At 39.9% G+C, this 20,147-nt stretch carries 11 protein-coding genes; all 11 read left to right on the top strand.

The window, feature by feature from the left end:
• The coding region (locus tag D9O48_RS18830; protein WP_158624944.1) for a hypothetical protein at positions 1-408 on the top strand (408 nt) is incomplete at its 5' end.
• Between the two features lie 10 nt (positions 409-418).
• Positions 419-1,048, top strand: coding sequence for a hypothetical protein (locus D9O48_RS18575; protein ID WP_126974503.1), 630 nt, complete (start codon positions 419-421; stop codon positions 1,046-1,048).
• A 1,084-nt stretch (positions 1,049-2,132) separates the two neighbouring features.
• Positions 2,133-2,696 (top strand): RNA polymerase sigma factor, encoded by a 564-nt coding sequence (locus tag D9O48_RS18570; protein ID WP_158624943.1) that lies wholly within the window; start codon positions 2,133-2,135, stop codon positions 2,694-2,696.
• 186 nt (positions 2,697-2,882) lie between these two features.
• Complete coding sequence (locus D9O48_RS18565) at positions 2,883-4,097, top strand: FecR family protein (RefSeq protein ID WP_126974501.1); 1,215 nt, start codon at positions 2,883-2,885, stop codon at positions 4,095-4,097.
• A 142-nt stretch (positions 4,098-4,239) separates the two neighbouring features.
• Complete coding sequence (locus tag D9O48_RS18560; protein WP_126974500.1) at positions 4,240-7,674, top strand: SusC/RagA family TonB-linked outer membrane protein; 3,435 nt, start codon at positions 4,240-4,242, stop codon at positions 7,672-7,674.
• A gap of 41 nt (positions 7,675-7,715) precedes the next feature.
• Complete coding sequence (locus tag D9O48_RS18555) at positions 7,716-9,155, top strand: RagB/SusD family nutrient uptake outer membrane protein (RefSeq protein WP_126974499.1); 1,440 nt, start codon at positions 7,716-7,718, stop codon at positions 9,153-9,155.
• 38 nt (positions 9,156-9,193) lie between these two features.
• Positions 9,194-10,366, top strand: a complete 1,173-nt coding sequence (locus D9O48_RS18550) for a serine hydrolase domain-containing protein (protein WP_126974498.1) — start codon at positions 9,194-9,196, stop codon at positions 10,364-10,366.
• A gap of 108 nt (positions 10,367-10,474) precedes the next feature.
• Complete coding sequence (locus tag D9O48_RS18545; protein ID WP_126974497.1) at positions 10,475-12,067, top strand: serine hydrolase; 1,593 nt, start codon at positions 10,475-10,477, stop codon at positions 12,065-12,067.
• Between the two features lie 34 nt (positions 12,068-12,101).
• Positions 12,102-17,297: an MBG domain-containing protein gene (locus D9O48_RS18540; RefSeq protein ID WP_126974496.1), complete on the top strand. Its 5,196-nt coding sequence runs from the start codon at positions 12,102-12,104 to the stop codon at positions 17,295-17,297.
• Positions 17,298-17,309: 12 nt separating this feature from the next.
• Complete coding sequence (porV, locus tag D9O48_RS18535) at positions 17,310-18,449, top strand: type IX secretion system outer membrane channel protein PorV (RefSeq protein ID WP_126974495.1); 1,140 nt, start codon at positions 17,310-17,312, stop codon at positions 18,447-18,449.
• Between the two features lie 30 nt (positions 18,450-18,479).
• On the top strand, positions 18,480-20,123 hold the full coding sequence (locus D9O48_RS18530; protein ID WP_126974494.1) for a serine hydrolase domain-containing protein: 1,644 nt from the start codon (positions 18,480-18,482) through the stop codon (positions 20,121-20,123).
• Positions 20,124-20,147 lie beyond the last annotated feature (24 nt).

Here is a 20,147-nt window from a genome sequence, read left to right as displayed (position 1 = left end):
GCACAAGACCCCCACTTCTGGGAAGGAATGGTAGCAACTGCGGTGTCTTTTAAAGTCGTTCCTAAAATTAAACAATTAGCTGTTAATTCGGGAGGTGGTTGGTTGCAAGGAGGTAAAACATTTGCACAATATAAAAGAGCAAGGGGTGGAACAACGACATTAGCCAAAATTTCGACTTCTACAGGTACTCAAAGAATAAGTACAGAGTTTCATCATGTCTTTATAACTCAACGTATGCAACGAGCTTATAATTTACCTAACTGGGCAGTAAATAATAGGTTGAATGTCTGGAAACTAAATACAGTTCAACATTCGCTTCTAGACTCATATCGATACAACTTTTTGCGAGCAGGCTTTAAGCCTGATGTTGGTTGGTTTGGTAAGTATAATTGGTTTACAAAATTTTAAAATAATTAGAATGTTTGGTTTATTTAAAAGAACTAAAATAGAGAATTGGGAAATCGATTTGATTCGGAATGTGATAACTAAGCTTCCATCAGAATATTCAAATTTGATAGATCAAATCAATGAAGGATTGTTAAGAGGTGTACTTGTTGGTGTAAGTGATATTCTTGGTTATGTAGCTTTTACTTTTCATTCTAACATATTGAAAAAATATGATAGAGAAACGGAACGTGATTTTAAACTTACTAACATAAAAGTATATGACAGCAAGTCATTGAGTTTTGTACCTTATGAAATTTATGTCTCAAGTGGTACAATTAGTGGCTATTCTTTGATTGGTTGCAAGGGACGTGATGTTGATCTGAGAAAGGTAGATGTATCAGAATTTAAGAAAGAATATATAGGTGAATCTGATTACAACCGAATTATGTATATCTTTAATGAAGAAGAAAAGAAACTTTTAAATCCTTCGGACGTTTATTCGATCCTTATAGCTGATAAAGAATACTTCCATCTAAAAGATCTGGAAGATGGTGACTTTATTGGAGTAGATGAAAATAAAGTTATTTACAGGATGACTCATAATCCATTCAGAAAAGAAGAGATTAGTAAAAAATTGTCAGAAGTCTTAAAAGAATATTAATTGATTGGAAATTTGGCGAAAGGAAAGTGGTTAACACTGGTAAATAGAGTTAGTATTAGAACTCCTATTTAAGGATGCTATTCGTTATATTAATCACTTCTCCCTTATCGCACAATATGTATCTTAATCTTTTAATAAGATTGAACGTAATTCTACAGAATGTTTGGTAACTCTCTAAAATTAGAGATACAGGACTTTATGTATCCGTACTGACTAATACTAAAAAAAAGACAAAACGCTGACAGGGAATCAGCGTTTTGTCTTTTTTACCTCATTTTGAAATCTCAACAATTTTTCGTATCTTATTAGTATAAGCGTAATGTCCTTTATTTCTTAATGGTGAAAAGAAACTAACCATTAAAATAAAGTTCTTCCCTGTATGTGGTGGATGAGACATCCACCACTGGTTTATTCCCCGAAGCAACAAAGTTGCTTCCATTAATTCCCTTACTGACCATAACCTGCTTAATACCTTAATGTTCTTAATGGTGAAAAAAATCAGATCTGCAACATAGGAGGAATTAAGTGTTTTGTATATAGAATTGGTGTTGGATAACTGTAGATGATTTCAATCTAAAAATGAAAGGAGTGAAGTTAAAAAGTACGTGAAGCCGGTACTGGTGGCTTCTTGTTTCCCTTCATTTACTTCTTATTTAAATGACGATCAAAAATATTAACCAACATCAAATTTATAATGATTTCCCGTAAGCAACGGAATTGAAGGCAATTGAAAGTTGAAAATGGGTAGTGCAATTCATAATTTATAATTGTTACTGCATAGCCGTTTTCAATTTTCAACTTTCAATTATAAGAACTGGCTTAATTCCTTAATGTTGAAAAATTAAGATCTCAAACATAGGAGGTATTAAGGGAATTGAGAAGAAAGCCTGGTATTCACTTTCTTCCCCCGGCTAAAATCAAACCTGTTCCTTAAATTTTTTATTTATATTTGATACTAACTGACAAACTAACAGGTGATAGCAAAAATCTGTTGCTGCTTATTGATAAAATTGGTGAACAACCATTTTTGTCGGGCGACCTCGTGTGTTTGTAATTTACACTAACCAGACAAGGTATTGCTGATTTGGGTTCGAACAGAGCATATATAGATGAAGAGCTTCTCCTGCAAATTGCAGATGGCAGCGAAACTGCCTTCAGAGATTTGTATGAATTCTATCGCCATAAAGTTTATTATGTAGCGCTCAAAATGCTGCGCTCCGAAACCGACGCAAAAGATGCGTTACAGGACGTATTTCTCCGGATCTGGCAAAATCGCACCAGGCTGGTAGAGATTGAGAATTTTTCCGGTTATCTGAATGTTCTCATCCGTAATTATATTTATGATAAGTTCCGGAAGAAAATGAATGAGGATAAATATCTTCAGCAACTGCTTCCGTCAGGCTGGCTGGGAGAAAATGACCAGTTATTCGATGAAATCAAATACCGTCAGTTACTGGAAAAAGTTTTCCTTGCAGCTAAAAAACTCCCTCCCCAACAACGCCGTGTTTTTGAATTAAGCCGCATTGAAGGCCTGAAACACGAAGCGATTGCTACCGAGCTCGGAATTGCAAAAGATACGGTTAAAAAACACCTGATGGCCGCCCTCAGGCAATTACGGTCAATGCTTGATCCGAATGGCGAATGGTAATTTTTTTTTACCGGCACTACCCCTCTTTTTTACTTCAGACGTTCTATATAGTATACCGGCAGATCAGAAGCCGGTAACCTTATCCATGTTTTCTATAAAAATTCAACAGGACAACGATTGTCATTGATCAAAAGAATCTTGTGCGGAAGCGACAAGCCGTAGAAATGTCCTATATATTATAACAGTATGAAAGTTAGTCGTTGTAGTTATCTACTGGAAAAATATAAAAATGGTCTTTGCACTGTTGCAGAAAGACGTGAATTGCTGGAGCTGTTATCGCTTCCGGAAACGGAAGATTGGCTCAAGCAGGAAGTAGATAAAGAAATACTGGCTGCAGAGTTCATTGAATCTTTTTCAGAGGGTTTATCAAAAAATGAGGCAGATGATATTTTTGAAACAATCGTTTCAAAAGATATTCAGGAAGCGGAAGTTGTACCTGCCAATGTGAGAAGAATGTACTGGTTGCGTTATGCAGCTGCTATTGTATTAATAATAGGAGTGGGTGGTTTCTTCATCTGGAAAAATACAGATTTCGGTAGCTCAGACAAGCAGCACTTGCCTGTTGCCATGCTAGATATTGACCCGGGAACAACCGGCGCCGTATTAACACTGGCTGATGGATCGACCATGATACTGGATTCATTACAAGATGGTGTGATTGCAAAAGAAAACGGTGCATTAGCTGTTTTAAAGGCAGGTGAACTGAATTATAATGTAGCCGGAGATGCCAGTGATGCAACCAGTTTCAATACCATTACAACGCCGAAAGGCCGTCAGTTTAATCTGGTATTGGCTGACGGAACAAAAGTGTGGCTGAATGCAGGAAGTTCTTTAAAATATCCTACGGTATTTAAAGGAAATGAAAGAAGGGTAACGGTTAGCGGAGAAGCTTATTTCGAAGTAGCACATAATAAAGCATTACCGTTTTTTGTGAATGTTGAAAATAAAGCGGAAGTAAAAGTATTGGGAACTCATTTCAATATCAATGCTTATACCGATGAAAAATCAATCAATACCACCTTGTTGGAAGGCGCTGTATTGGTGAAGAAATATAAATCTGGAAAGATTGACAATAATGCCGGCGTTGTGCTGAAACCGGGAACACAAGCTCAGATAACAGAGAAAGAAACGATCAGAGTAGTCAGTGATGTAGAAACAGAACAGATCGTAGCATGGAAGAATGGCATTTTCAACTTTGATGATATCGGGTTAGAAGATGTCATGCGCCAGCTGGAAAGATGGTACAATATCGAAGTGGTTTATGAAAAAGGTATACCTGATATTGTTTTTTGGGGAAAGATGGAGCGCAATTTAACACTATCAACAGTTTTAGGAATATTGGAGAGATCCGAAGTACAGTTTAAAATCGAAGAAGGACGAAAACTGATTGTATTGCCATAATGAAATAAAGATTGTATAAATAACAATGAAGTATGAATCATAAAAAACGGATTCTGCCTGCCAGCAGAACCCGTAAGAATTTGGTTGATTCATATAAATGTCTCTTGTAATCATCTAACTAAACAACCAAACACTGCAATTTATGCAAAAAACTGCTAACTGCAACAGGTATTCTGTGCCCGGTTTGTTCAGTGTTGCGTCGCCTTCAACTTCTGTGGATCAGGATGGCGGTCAACGTCCGGCTCAGTTTCGCCGGTTATGGACCCAAATGTACCGTGTTATGAGAATCACTGCATTCATCCTTTTCGTATGCTGTATGCATGTGTCGGCCAACTCTTTTTCTCAAACTGTAACCCTGGCCGGCAAGAATATTACGCTGAAAAAAGTATTCACTGCTGTTGAACAGCAAACAGGATACCTGATTTTTTCAAATCGCGCTTTGCTCGATAATACAAAGCCTATTACCATATCTGTAAAAGATATGCCGTTGAATACCTTCCTCGATAAGGTTTTAACTGATCAGCCAATTGCTTATAAAATAGAGAACAGAACAATTTCTCTTTATCGAAAACTTAACTCCGCCGTTAATAATTTTTCCAGAAAAGAAGAAGTAGCCATTCCGATATTGATGGCCGATGTTTCGGGTGTGATTACCTCTGCTGACGGTACTCCGCTGGCCGGTGCTACCGTACTGGTAAAAAACTCTCAGAAGTATGTGGTAACCAACGAAGCAGGGCGCTTTCAGATTGAAGCATCCATAGGAGACGTTTTAGTCGTAAGTTTTGTAGGTTACAATCCTAAAGAAGTGGCCATTACCGATAAAAATATTTCAAACCTGGTGAGTATTAAACTGGAAGAAGTATCCGCTTTAATGGATCAGGTAGAAATTGTGGTGGCTTATGGCCGGCAGTCTAAATCTTCTTATACCGGTGCTGCCTCTGTTGTAACTGCTAAAGATCTCGAAGGAAAACCCAGAGCCTCTTTTCAGGAAAGTTTACAGGGTAATGTAGCAGGGTTGCAATCTACTTCCGGTACCGGGCAACCGGGTGCCAGCGGAAACGTACGTATCAGAGGTATCGGTTCTTATGCAGCCGGCAGCTCTCCTTTATATGTGGTAGATAATGTTCCTTTTGTTGACGGTCCTACCACCGTACTGGCATTCTCTTCTAATACATTGGCTGGCATTAACCCCAATGATATTGAATCGGTAACCGTATTGAAAGATGCATCTGCAACCGCTATCTATGGGTCAAGAGGTGCGAATGGTGTAATTCTGATTACTACCAAAAGCGGTAAAGCAGGAAAAAGTAAAATAAACCTTTCTGCACAAACCGGTTATAGCCAGATTGCAATGAATGAACGTAATAAACCTTTATCAACCCGCGAAATGACCGAGTTACTGATTGAAGGTGTTATTAATAGCAACGCTACCGGATTATCAGGTATTAATACCAATGAAGCGGCTTATCAATACCTGATTGATCAGGGTTTAAAACCGAATGTGAATACCGATTGGTTTGATGTAATTACACAACGAGGCAAATTTCAGCAATATGACCTTTCTTTATCAGGTGGAAATGATAAAACTTCAGTATTCGCTTCTGCCGGTTATTACAAGCAGGACGCCACAGTGAAAGGACAGGGTTTTGAAAGATTTACTTCTCGTCTTCGGGTTAAACACAAAGCTTCAAACAGTCTTTCGATCAATGCAGGCTTTGCGCCAAGCTATCAGAAGTTGAGTACCATTCCTAACTCCGGAACAGGTGCCAACCCGATCAGATCATTGAACAGATTGGTTCCATGGGTAGCGCCTTATAATGAAAACGGTACTTACTCAGGAATTCTTTACAATCCGGAAATTGTCAGAAACGAAAATAAATACGATACCCGTATCTATGCATTATTAGGTGATTTCGGAGCTGAATTAAAAATTACTCCGGATCTCGTTGCCGAAACTAAAGTGGGTATTGATTTCAGTTATACCGACGACTATCGCTTCTGGAGCCCGCTTTGGGTGGATGCAGCTTCTGTACGTGGACGCGGTGCCGAATACACCAGCTTATTTATTAACTGGTCGGTAACTAATCTATTGAAATATAACAGAAATCTGGGAGACTTCGGTTTGGATGCTACATTAGGACAGGAAGCTCAGAAGATTACCAGAAAATACATCAGTACACAAGCAGATGAATATGCACAGGCCGGATTATACACTTTATCGAGTGCCGCCAAACCTTTTGTTGCATGGAGTAATGAAGGAGCCTCCGCATTAGTCTCTTATTTTCTGAATACAAGTGTTAACTACAAACGTAAATTATATCTTAACCTGACCGGTAGAATTGATGGATCTTCACGTTTTGGTAAAAGTGTTCGTTATGGTAAATTCGGCTCTATCGGATTTGCATGGAACCTTTCTGATGAAGACATTATCGCGAATCTCGGTTTTGTAAAAGAGTTGAAAATCCGCTCAAGCTTTGGTGTGAACGGAAATCAGGCGCCGGATTGGTACGGTGTATTGGGAGAATATAGTACTTCGGGAAGCTATAATGCAAGCCCTGCTTATATACTTCGTCAGATTCAGAATGATTTCTTAACCTGGGAGAAAAATAAACCTTTCGATATCGGTGTTGAATTTTCTTTATTTGATAACAGATTATCAGGATCGTTTGATTATTATCAGCGTATCACCTCTGATTTGTTAATGAGTGCTGATATCTCTGCTGTAAACGGTTTAGGTACACAAAACAGAAATATCGGATCTTTTGAGAATTCAGGTATTGAATTGAGTCTGACTTCACAGAATATCCGTGCAAACAAACCTTTAGGTTTCAACTGGAACACCAGCTTCAACATCTCCACCAACAAAAATCAAATTCTTACGCTTAGCGGAGTTGATCAGATTATTACGGGTAACTATAACCGTGTAATCGGTGGTAACTATTATGAGTTTTATATGCCGGGTTGGGCAGGAGTAGATCCGCAAACAGGTGAGGGATTATGGTATGTAGACGGAACTAAAAACACTACTACCAACAAATTTACAGATGCCAGACCTTTTAATCAGGGAAGTGCATTGCCGCGTTTCTTCGGTGGTTTAACCAATACTTTTGAATATAAGAACTTCACTTTGTCGTTCATGTTCTATTTCAACTGGGGTAACAAATTATTTGATACCTGGGGTGCTTATACATCGAACGACGCTTCTGCAGGTGTTACCGATTATGGTGCAATTGCACGCGTTGATTATGAAAATCGTTGGCAAAAACCGGGCGATGTTACCTCTACTCCTAAAATGGTTTACAGAGGGTCACAAACAGGTGTTGCCAGCCAAACTTCTTCGCGCTTTATGTATGATGGGTCATATATCCGTTTAAGAGATGTGTTCCTGTCGTATGACCTGCCGGTAAAAAATACCGTTCTGACTAAAGCACAGTTGTTCTTGAGAGCCAATAACCTTTTCACTTATGTAAAAGATGACAGATTAAGACATGATCCGGAAACCTATGTAGATGGTTTGATCAATCAGAATCTGCCGATCTCTACGCAGGTATTGGTAGGCGTTAATTTATCATTCTAATCAGCAGAATTGTTGAACAGGTGATTGATGAAAGTTTATGTATGTCAAAACAACAAAAACAATTAGTGATGAAATTTTCTTTTTCAAAAATAAAATTACTGGTCTTTGTAGCTTGCTTTTTAGCAGGTTGTTCCAAAAGCTTCTTAGACCTTCCCAATCCTTCGGGATTACCACTGGTCGGAACCATTAAAGACCAGGCATCTTTAAACACAGCCAGCAATGGCGTATATATTGCTTTAAAGAGCAGCGCTTATTATAACAGAACTTTTTCTCTTATTCCTGAGTTAATCGGCGATAATGTTTTTATCAGCCGTTCAAACGGAGGACGTTTTCTTGCACACGATAATTTTGCAGTTACAATTACCGATGGTTATGTTCAGGGAGCATGGTATGCAATGTATCAGGTAATTGCTAATGCCAACCTGGCTATTGCAGGTGGAGAAAGTCTGCCTCCAACCACCGCTATTGATCAGCTGCTGGGCGAATTGTATGCTGTGAGGGCTTTAGCTCATTTTGACCTGGTTCGTCTTTTTGCACAACCCTATAATTTTACTGATGACGCTTCTCATTTGGGAGTGCCTGTTATAACCGTACAGGAATCTTCTATCATGGAACCTCCCCGCGATACAGTCAGAAGAGTGTATGAACAAATCGTCACTGATTTAAATAAAGCGCTTTCGCTGATGAATGTGAATCAAAAACCCGGACGTATGGTTCCGGCAGCTGTAAACACCCTGCTGGCGAAAGTTTATCTGTATATGGGTGATTGGGAACAAGCTGAATACTATGCTTCACAAGCAATAACAGGACCGTTTATTTTATTGGGTACTAACAATTATGTCTCCAGCTGGAACGCTGATTTTAGTTCTGAATCTCTGTTCGAACTGGTGAACCTCGCTACTGAAAATGCAGGCGTAGACGGTTTAGGTTATCTGTATGACCAGTCTGGTTATGGAGAAGCACTGGCTACTGCTGATTTGTATAATTTGTATTCTACAACAGATGTTCGCCGTTCATTGATTCAGGTGGGCGTAAGAAACGGAACATTCGAAAACCCCGCTTACTTCGTAAGAAAGTATTTAGGGCAAACTGCTAATATTAAAGTATTGCGTTTATCAGATGCTTATCTGATTCGCGCCGAAGCGCGTGCCGAATTAGGTAAAACCGATGCTGCTAAAACAACCCTCGCACAGCAGGATTTAAATACGATTGTTAAAAGAGCAGATGCTTCTGCGGCCGATATTACGTTAACAGGTGATGATCTGATTGAAAGGATTCTGATCGAAAGAAGAAAAGAATTTGCTTTTGAAGGACATCGTTTGTTTGATTTAACCAGACGTAAAAAAGAAGTAAGACATATCCGTTCAGGTGATGATATAACGACTTATACTTATCCGAATAACCGGTTCATTATGCCTATTCCGTTTAAAGAAATGAACGCAAACGATAATATGGTACAGAATCCGGGATGGGTACAATAGTCAGATAAAGAAATTGGTATAACCTAAAAACTGTTACAATGAAAATGAAACAATGGTTATGGATGGGAGCTTTATTGTGGCTTGTGTCCTGTTCTAAAAGTGATACACCGGGTCCAGACCCGGTGATTATTCCACCGATTCCACACGTGCCTTCTGATACATTAGTGATGTCGGTGATTGATGATGATATCAATGCATTTATATCAAAACACAATGTACCCGGATTGTCTTTAGCAATTGTAAAAGACGGAAAACTGGTGTATGCGAAAGGTTACGGATATGGCGATAAGGAAACTTCTCAGAAAGTAACCACTATCAGTCAGTTCAGATTAGCCAGTTTAAGTAAGTGGATTACTTCTGCTACTATTATGCGCTTAATTGATCAGGGCAGATTATCGTTTAATGAAAAAGTGTTTGGCCCGGGTAGTGTTTTAGGAACTGATTTCGGTACCTCACCTTATGCAGGCAATATTAATAATATTACTGTTGAGCAGTTGTTACACCACACCGGCGGCGGTTGGGGTAACTCGAGTAACGATCCGATGTTCAGAGAAGCACAGCTAAACAGTGACGATCTGTTGAGTTTTGTTTTAGATAACCGTCCTCTTTCCAGTACACCGGGAACTCAATTAGACTATTCAAACATCGGCTATTTTATTCTTAGTCATATTATTCAAAAAATAACGAATCAGGATTATCAACGTTATGTTACAGATACCATTCTGAAGCCAATGGGAATAACCGACATGACCATGGCTGCAACTTCACTTTCAGGAAGAAAACCTAATGAAGTAAAATACTACGGAACCAGCCCTTATAACTACGGTGAAGGAACCATCGCCCGTTCAATGGGTGCCGGCGGATGGTTAGGTACTACCACCGACCTGATGCGTTTTATCGTAAGAGTAGACGGGTCTAATACTGTACCTGATATTATCAGTAGCAGTACACTGGCATTAATGTCATCAAGAACTGCGGCAAGCGGAGGTTATGCCTGCGGATTTATGGTGAGCAGTAATGGTAACTGGTATCACGGAGGTACTTACAACGGATCGAGAAACTGGATGGTGAAAACCGCTACCGGATTTGCATGGGCAATTCTGATTAACACTACGGCAAGCAGTACCGCCTTTAATACAGATTTAGACAGGCTTGTTTGGCCGGCGGTGAACAATCCGTCTACACCATGGCCTGACAGAGACCTGTTTTAAAATTCAAAAAAGCCTAAGAGAATGATTTTGTGCAAAGTGGTTTGTTCCTCAGGAGCAGACATAGGATACCTATTGCCATAACTTAATGAACAATAATCTACTCTTTATATGATAAAAGCTCATTTTTTAAGGGATTGGTCCCTTACCATTTTAGGACTGATTACGGGTTTAATCGTAGCGAATGCGCAGGTAACAAAAGAGTTACCTGCAAACTTCGACGCTTATGTAGAAAAGGTAATGAAGGAGTTTGAAGTACCGGGTATGAGCATCGCTATCGTAAAAAACAATAAGACACTCCTCACAAAAGGATACGGTATAAAGCAGTTGCATTCGTCGCAAAAAGTAGATGAGCATACACTTTTTCCGATAGCCTCGAATTCAAAAGCATTTACTGCTACCTTATTAGCATTATTAGTGGAAGAGGGCAAAATAACCTGGGATAGTCCGGTTATCAATTATTTGCCCTGGTTCAGGATGAATGATCCATATGTCACAGCGAATATGACCGTAAGAGATTTACTGGTACACCGTAGTGGCCTGGGGCCCTATGCAGGTGATTTGTTACAATTTCCTCCATCCACTTATTCCAGAGAGGAAATAGTAAAGAAAGTAAAATTTTTGCCGCTAACTACCAGTTTCAGAAATGCGTATGCGTATGATAATATACTCTATCTGGCTGCAGGTGAACTGATCAAAGAAGTTACCGGAAAAGAATGGGAAGAATGTATTCAGGATCGTATTCTGAAACCATTAGGTATGACCGGAACAGTTAGCCGGATTTCTTCATTTGGCACAGCAAATAATACCTCCGCATCACATGCGCGCTTTGATGGAGAAATTCGTGAGGTTAAAAACTTTTTGCAGTACGGGGTTTCTGACATCACCAACCCTGCGGGTGGTATTGCTTCAAATGCAACTGATATGGCGAAATGGCTCATTACTCAACTGGATTCAGGAAGAGCAGCTAATGGCCATGTATTATACAAAAAAGTAACTGCTACAGAATTGTGGAAAGGCGTGACGCCAATGCCGGTAGCAAAACTGGCAGATCATATCAAACCCGCACAGATGGAATACCAGTCATATGCATTGGGTTTTTATACTTACAACTATCGTTCTGAGCGCATCGTTGCTCATGGTGGTAAGTTAGACGGATTTGTATCCAGAGTTGTGATGGTTCCTTCATTAAATCTCGGTATTTCTATATTAACCAATCAGGAATCGGGTGGTGCTATTGCAGCAATTGTGCATCAGTTGATAGACCATGCATTAAAAGTTCCTGCTTTTGACTGGATATCCGGTTACAAAAAAGAACAGGAAGCCGGTTTTGAAAGAATCAGAAAAATTGAAGCAACGGCAGTTCAGGAACGGAATGAAAAATCTCAACCTTCATTACCACTGCAAAAATATACTGGCCGTTACAATGACAAGTGGTATGGTGATGTGCTGATAACGCTGGAACAGGGTCGATTGGTGGTAAACTTCTCACACAATCCTGGTATGATCGGAGATGTGGAACACTGGCAATACGACACATTTATTGTAAGGTGGCGTAACCGTGAGTTTAAAGCAGACGCATATATCACCTTTTCTTTGAATGCCGATGGTTCCATAGATCATACTAAAATGAAAGCCGTATCTCCTATGACTGATGCCAGTTATGATTTTCATGACTTGTATCTGAAACCGGTAATCAAGTAAACCTTTTCCCCCTAAATACCAAAACAATCAGCTTATGAGAAATAAGTACACGATTATATTATTCATTGCCGTGTGGATGTTTTCGTTCGTAACGAAAGCAGAAGCTGCGGTATATTATGTAAAAACCACTGCTTCCGGTTCAGGAAACGGTAGCAGCTGGGAAAACGCTTCAGGCGATTTACAGGCAATCATAAATGCTGCTGTTTCCGGAGATGAAATCTGGGTAGCTGCAGGAACTTATAAACCTGCTGCATTACCTGGCGCCACCGGAAATGCAGGTGCAAGAGATGTTGCTTTTGTTTTAAAAAGCGGTGTTAAAATTTATGGCGGATTTACAGGATCTGAAACTGATTTGAATCAACGTAACAGTACCCTCAATAAAACAGAGTTGAGTGGTGATATCGGAACGGTAAACGACGCTTCCGATAATGCCTATCACGTAGTACTTTCTATCAATAATACTGCTGAAACACTGATAGACGGTATCAGTATCACCGGCGGAAATGCAAATGGTGAAGGATTTTATGTAATCGGAGGGCGTGAGGTATTCCGTTTCTCCGGTGGAGGTATGTTTACCCGCGGAAGTTCAGCAACCATTAGTAATGTTACTTTTTCAAATAACAAATGTGTCACCACCTCATCTAACGGAAGTGGGGGAGCTCTCTATGCAATGAACAGCAGTCTGGTAATTACTGATGCTGTGTTCTCTCAAAACGCTGCCACATCGCCTTCTACAGGAGGCGGTAGTGGTGGTGCTGTTTACCTGGTAGGTACAGCCGACAGTTTAAACAACACAAGCTTTCAGCGTGTACGGTTCAATGAAAACACTACTACCAATGCAGGTGGTGCTTTATTCGCCCAGCATTTTACCAATCCGGTATTAAGCGATGTTACTTTTACAGGTAATAGTGGTGGTACATCTGCGGGTGCTATGATTGTTTTAGGAAATGCAGCCCGGCCAAATGTTGCCAGCTTAACCAATGTGAAATTTGAAAGTAATACTGCCGTAGGTGGAAGTGGTGGTGCATTGATGTTGTCAAACTATGTAAAAGCTACTTTAGAAGCAACTGAATTTATTAAAAATACTTCCGGAGCTTTAGCGGGTGCTTTATATGCTTTAGGGGCAGAGAGCACACCTAATACCATAGAGATTAATAACTCCACTTTCAGTGAAAACAAATCTGGTACATCAGGCGGAGCTTTTTACATCAATATTTTTAACAACGCAACTTTCAATACGGTTAATTTTATTGAGAATGTAGCCGGTTCAACAGGAGGTGCGTTTTTTGTACTCGGAAGTGAAAATAATTATAATAATTTTTCACTGATTAACTGTTTCTTTAGTAAAAACAGATCTGCTACAGCAGGTGGAGCCGGATACGTTTCCAGTTTTAATAAAGCAAATATTGATCGAAGTAAATTTTTTGAAAATAAAGCAACGAATAGTGCAGGTGGCGCTTTATTTATTTTTAGTGCAGCTATTCCTTTGCCAAACGAAAATATCTTTATTACCAATAGTGCTTTTTATGGTAATGAAGCCAATCTCGCTTCTTTAGGTGGCGGTGCCATCATGGTTTCAAATAATACGAAGCCGTCTATTATTAACAGTACTTTTTATGCCAATAAGTCAACCTTTGATGGTGGTGCAATTGGTATAAATAATAGTAATACTGCCGGTGTTAATATTTACAATTCCATTTTTAATGGTAATACCAGTAACGGTAGTGTGCAGGATATTTTTAAAGGATTAAACGGTAGTCTGAATCTTAAATATTCCATTACACAGGAAACAGGTATTCATGGCGTAGATGGAGTAGTGGTAGGAGGTGATCCGGGCTTTGCAAATACAACACCAGGTTCTCCGGATTTCTTACAATTAAATGAGCAAAGTGTTGCTATAGATAAAGGTGATAATACGCTTTTACCAGCTGCACTCACAAAAGATCTTGCAGGCAATGATCGTTTTTTTAATGTAAAGGTGGATATGGGTGCATACGAATTTGCGAGTGCCGAAATTCCGACTACTCCACAAACCATTACGTTCGAAAATAATCTTACTGCATCATACGGAGACGCAGACATTGATGGAGTGGCCACCGCATCATCCGGCCTTCCTGTTGTATATAGCAGCAGTAATCAGCAGGTAGCTATTATTGTCAATAATAAAATTCAGATCGTTGGAGCCGGTAGTACAGATATTACGGCATCACAACCGGGCAATCAGACTTATATCGCAGCCTCACCTGTTGTACGAACTTTAACGGTGAACAAAATACCTCTGGTAATTAAGCCTGCTGACGTTACGGTAGAACAACATTTACCTTTCCCGGCTTTTGCTGTTTCTTATAATGGTTTTGCAGCTGGTGAAAATGCATCAAATTTAACGACAGCACCTGTTGTTACTACAACAGCAACTTCTGCTTCAGTACCGGGAGAGTACGATTTGGTAGCGTCTGGCGCTGTATCAAATAATTATGAAATTACTTATCAGATAGGAAAACTAACGATCACGACCGGTTCTACCGGAGATATTCATTATGTTAAACCTACAGCTTCGGGTTCAGGAAACGGTACCAGCTGGGCGAATGCATCCGGTGATCTGCAGCAAACCATCAACAATGCTTCGATAGGCGACCAGATCTGGGTGGCGGCAGGTACCTATAAACCGTCAACACTTACCGGCGGTACAGGAACATTAGGAGCAAGAGATGTTGCTTTTGTTCTGAAAAGCGGTGTGAAAATTTTCGGTGGCTTTGCAGGAACGGAAACAATTATTTCCGAAAGAAATGTAACCTCCAATACTACTATACTAAGCGGAGACCTGGGTATTGCCAATGATTCTTCTGACAATGCTTATCACGTTGTTGTATCTGTCAATAATACTGACAACACGTTGTTAGATGGTTTCACTATCACAGCTGGTACAGCCAATCAGGACGGCGCTTATGTGATCGACGGACAAACGATTTCCAGAGCATCGGGTGGTGGTATTTTTGCCCGCGGAAGTAAGGCCGTGTTTAGTAATATCATCATCAGTGGCAATAATAGTGCATCAACTTCTTCTACTGCCGGTTTCGGTGGTGGTATATACAGCTATGCGAGTACCATTACCTTACAGGACGTTCAGTTGAAGAATAATAAAACTTATTCTGAAAATACACTCGGCGGTGCCGGTGGTGCCATTTACCTGGTAGGAAACAGTGATAGTGTCAGCGCTTTAATTATTAAAAAAGGAGTACTGAGTAATAATATCTCCCGCAACGCAGGCGGTGCTATCAATATGGCTACTAATGCAAGTCTGTATATGGAGGATTTTACTTTTGCAGACAATCTGGGTACAAATTCTTCAGGAGGAGCAATTTTCTCAAGAAGTGAAAATGCCCTATTCAATATTATTGAGTTGAAAAACGGCGATTTCTCAAGAAATCAGACAATGACCGGTAGCGGTGGTGCTATAATGATGTCTTATTATACCAACCTGACCATGACGGATGTTTTGTTGTCTGAAAATAAATGTATTTCATTGGGTGGAGGTTTATACATTCAGGGAAATACTGATAATATTCATCACAATGAATTGGTATTAACCAATGTTCAGTTTGTGAAGAATATTGCATCAGGGCCAGGATCTGGTACCGGTGGTGCCGGTAATTTCCAAAACAATTATAATGCTACCTTAAACAATGTTGTATTGCGTGAAAACTACGGCAATGTTGCTACCGGAGCTTTACAAATAAGTGGAAGAGTGGGCCTGATGAATAATTTTAAAATGAAAGGCGGTGGTTTTTATAATAACAATACTCCTGCCTTTACGGGTGCTGCAGTGGTTAGCAGTAATGTGAGTTATGATATGGATGCAGTGACCTTCTCCGGTAATACCGCGGGTACTCATGTGGGTGCACTCTGGTTATCGGGTACCGGATCTGCTGCCGGACCAAATCCTACAGGTAAAGTATCTAACTCTCTTTTCTATAATAATGAATCGAAAAGTACATCACTGGGGGGTGGGGCCATCTATATTACAACAACCTTTACGACTCCACTATTGGTAAATAATACCTTCTATGGTAACAGGGCCACTAACAATGGCGGTGCTATCATGATTGCTGATAATGCTAATACATCGGTAACAATTGCCAATAGTATCCTTTACGGTAACCTTGCTTTAACCGGTACAGGTGCAGATATATTTAAAGGGCCAAATGCGGCGGTTAATTTACAGAACTCACTCACTCAGGCATATGGCACAAATGGTAGTAATGGAAATCTGGTAGGAACCGATCCCTCATTTGCAAGTGTAGATCCGAATGTAGCTGGTTTCTTACGACTAGATGCATCCAGCCCGGTTATCGACAAAGGATCAAACAGCTTGTTGCCAGCAGGTATTACTACAGACTTAGCGGGTAATGCGCGCGTAGTGAATGTTGCTGTTGACATGGGTGCTTATGAATATTCTGCCGGAGGTTCTACTCCAACCATTCCGCAAGCTATCACTTTTGAGCATGATTTTGTAAAAGTATACGGCGATGCCGTTTTTAATCCGGGAGCGGTTTCTTCTTCAGGGTTAACCATCACTTATACTTCCAGTAATACAGACGTAGCTGTTGTTACCAATGGTAATATACAGATCGTTGGTGCAGGTACCACTACCATTACTGCCCGCCAGCCAGGCAACGGTACATATCTGCCGGCACAGGAAGTTCCGAGAATATTAACGGTCAGCAAAGCTGCTTTAGTAGCAAAACCTGCTGATGTTTCTATTGTACAGATGACAACTTTACCGGCATTCGCTATTACCTATACAGGTTTTGTAAACGGTGATAACGAAAATAGCCTTACGGTAAAACCTACTGTTACAACCAATGCTGTTTCAAATATTGCAACCGGTATTTATTCGCTGACAGCTTCCGGTGGTATATCCAATAAATATGAAATTACTTATCAGGAAGGAACATTAACTATTACACCGGCTTCAGTTAACGAAAGTAAACTGGAAACCTGGTTTAGTAATAGTTCAACACTACAGGTTTATGTAGACGTGCCTTCAGATCAGTCTGCTGTACTAACTGTGTATACGGCTACGGGCCAACGGGTATATAAGGCAGACGTGTCTCTTAAAAACGGTAGAAACAATTTTACAGTTCCTGCCGACAGAATGTTACCGGGTGTTTACATTATTAATGTAAAAGGTAATGCTGTTAAGCTCGATAAAAAAATCATTAAAAGATAATAACCATCGTTTATGACAACTTTAAATAAAAAGGCAGTAGCCGGCTATTGTTACAAAATATATCTATCGATTCTGGGAGTATTATTTTTAATACCTGCTGTTGCAGTATCGCAGTCGGCAACTGAAACCAATCCGGTTTCAACAGCAGCCCCTTTACTCCGGATCTCAGCCGATACCAGAGCTGCGGCATTAGGAGAAGCAGGTATTGCAACCTCAGCGGATGCATCCTCTATTTTTCTGAATGCTGCAAAAACGGTGTTTGCTAAAGAAGAAGGTGGCTTATCTCTTAACCATGTTTCATGGTTAAGAGAAATCACCTCCGGTTTTTACCTGCTAAGCTTGTCTGGCTATCAGAAAATCGACGATAAGCAGGCGATTTCAGGATCTATCCGCTATTACAATACCGGTAAGGTGGAAGAAAGAGATTATAACGGTACGCTATTACAACTGGCTACTCCGAGAGAATTCGCTATTGATGCAGCGTATTCAAGATTACTTTCTGATCAATTATCTATGTCTATTGCTTTCCGCTATATCCGCTCCTCACTGGGTGCCTCTGTGAACGCAGGCACTACATCCGGTGGAGCAGGTGCCTTACTGGGAGATATCAGTGTTTTTTATAATGGGGTAGATGATGAAGGCAGAGGTTTTACTGCCGGTGCAGTACTCGCGAATATCGGTACCGGTAAAATTGATTACGGTTCTGATAATGGGAACAACGGATTTGTTCCGGCCAGAATCGGTGTAGGAGCAGGGTATCATCTGCCGATCGATGATGAAAATAAGCTGATGTTTACTGCCGATTTTAATAAATCAATGGTGCCGCTCATACCTGACGGTGCAAACGGTATCGATGAATACTATGATTACAGTGTCATCAAAAGTTATTTTAAAGGAATTGGTAATGAAGCATTCAGCGTGTCAGCCGGTGCAGAATACATTTACAAAGATTTATTATCAGTACGTGCAGGATATTTTGCAGAAAGCGGCGCTTACGGAGGAAGAAAGTATATGAGCACCGGATTAGGATTAAAGCTGAATCAGTTCGGGTTAAACTTTGCTTATATCGTGCCTTCAGGCGATAATACATTAGGAAATGCTTTATCCAATACACTGCGTTTCGGAGTTACTTTTTCTCCTGTAAAAGAATAATTACAAATCTATATCCACAATTATTGTCTCATGAAGTATGTATCATATGTGTTGTTTTTGGCAGGCAGCATCCTCACAGGGGATGCTGGTTATGCCCAGCTCAATAAAAATATAGCCGGCCCGTTAGATTCTTTGGTGCAGCAATTACCTACCAGCGGACCTGGAGGTGTTTTAATTATTGCACAAAAAGGTCAGCAATTGTATCACCGAGAATTCGGATATGCTAATCTCGAACATCAGACACCTATTACCAACGAAACGGTTTTTGAAGCAGCTTCCGTTTCTAAACAATTTGCCGCTACTGCAGCCTTATTGTTAATAAAAAATAATCAGCTTTCACTGGAGGATGATGTACGTAAGTATGTTCCCGAGTTACCTGATTACGGTACTAAAATTACCATTCGTCATTTATTAACGCATACCAGCGGTTTAAAAGACTGGAGAAATGTTACCTATCTCACCAACCTGCCCACCGGTTACAGGTTGTTTAACCAACAGGATGCCATTGATGTGATATGTCGTCAGTCAAACCTGAATTATAAACCGGGTGAAAGATACTCTTATACTAATGCCGGTTATGATCTGATTGGTATTATCGTAGAACGTATTACGAAAAAAACATTCAGAGATTTTGTAAAAGAAAATCTGCTGAACCCTGCAGGTATGTCAAATTCTAATTTCAGAGGAAAGTATACCGATATCATCAAAAACATTGCAACCAGTTATGCCGGCACACCGGGTAATTATCAGGTGGGTTACACTATTGATGAAACTTATGGAGCCGCAGGGTTATTAACAACTGCCGATGACCTCAGAAAATGGAATGAATTTATCAATGGCAAAGCCGGAGAGGCGGTGAAAGAAATGAGACTGGAAAGATATGTACTGAATAACGGTGATACGATCACTTATGCAAACGGTGGCGTTTGGGTAAACCATATTCACAATATCAAAGAAATAACCCACTCAGGATTAATTGCCGGCTACCGCGCACTCACTGTATTTTATCCGGAATATGACCTTTCGATTTCATATATGAGCAATACCCGGAATATTATCACCGGTGATTTACATGCTGAAGTATTCAATATCCTGTTCGGAAAGAAATACAAAACCCCGCTTCCAAAAGCCAATACCGTTTCATTTCAGGAAGGCGAACTAAAAAATAAAACCGGTCAATATTATAGCCTGGAAGATTTGTCTGAATACCTGACTTTTTCCGTATCTGATAATGTTTTGTTGAATTATCAGGCTCCTTTAAAACCGATTACTAAAAATTCGTTTATCTATGAAACAACAGTATATGAATTTTCCGTTACCGGTGATACTTTGTTGTTGAACAGAAATGGAGCCGCAGTTACATTGCACCGCGCAACTGATTTTAATCCTTCTGAAAAAGAACTGAAAGAGTTTACCGGTAATTTTTATAGCAGTGATGTAGATGTTACACTTCAGTTTAAAATAACCAATAATAAACTGGTGATTTATAGAAATGCTGCTGATTCTGTTATTCTTACGCCTGCTTATCGCAGAGGCAATGAATTTTCGTTCCGTGGTTTTGATCATGGGCTCAGAGTTGTTTACACTTTTACAAAACCGGCCAAAGGTGCTATTACTGATATTATGGCTCACTTGCCAAGGGCGAACCATATACCTTTTAAAAGAAAAAAATAAATCCTCATAAAAGTCAACAAACAT

The sequence above is a fragment of the Gynurincola endophyticus genome (assembly GCF_003991195.1).
Lineage (GTDB): Bacteria > Bacteroidota > Bacteroidia > Chitinophagales > Chitinophagaceae > Gynurincola > Gynurincola endophyticus.
Note: the sequence above shows the minus strand (reverse complement) of the source record. Positions and strands in the feature narration are given on the sequence as shown.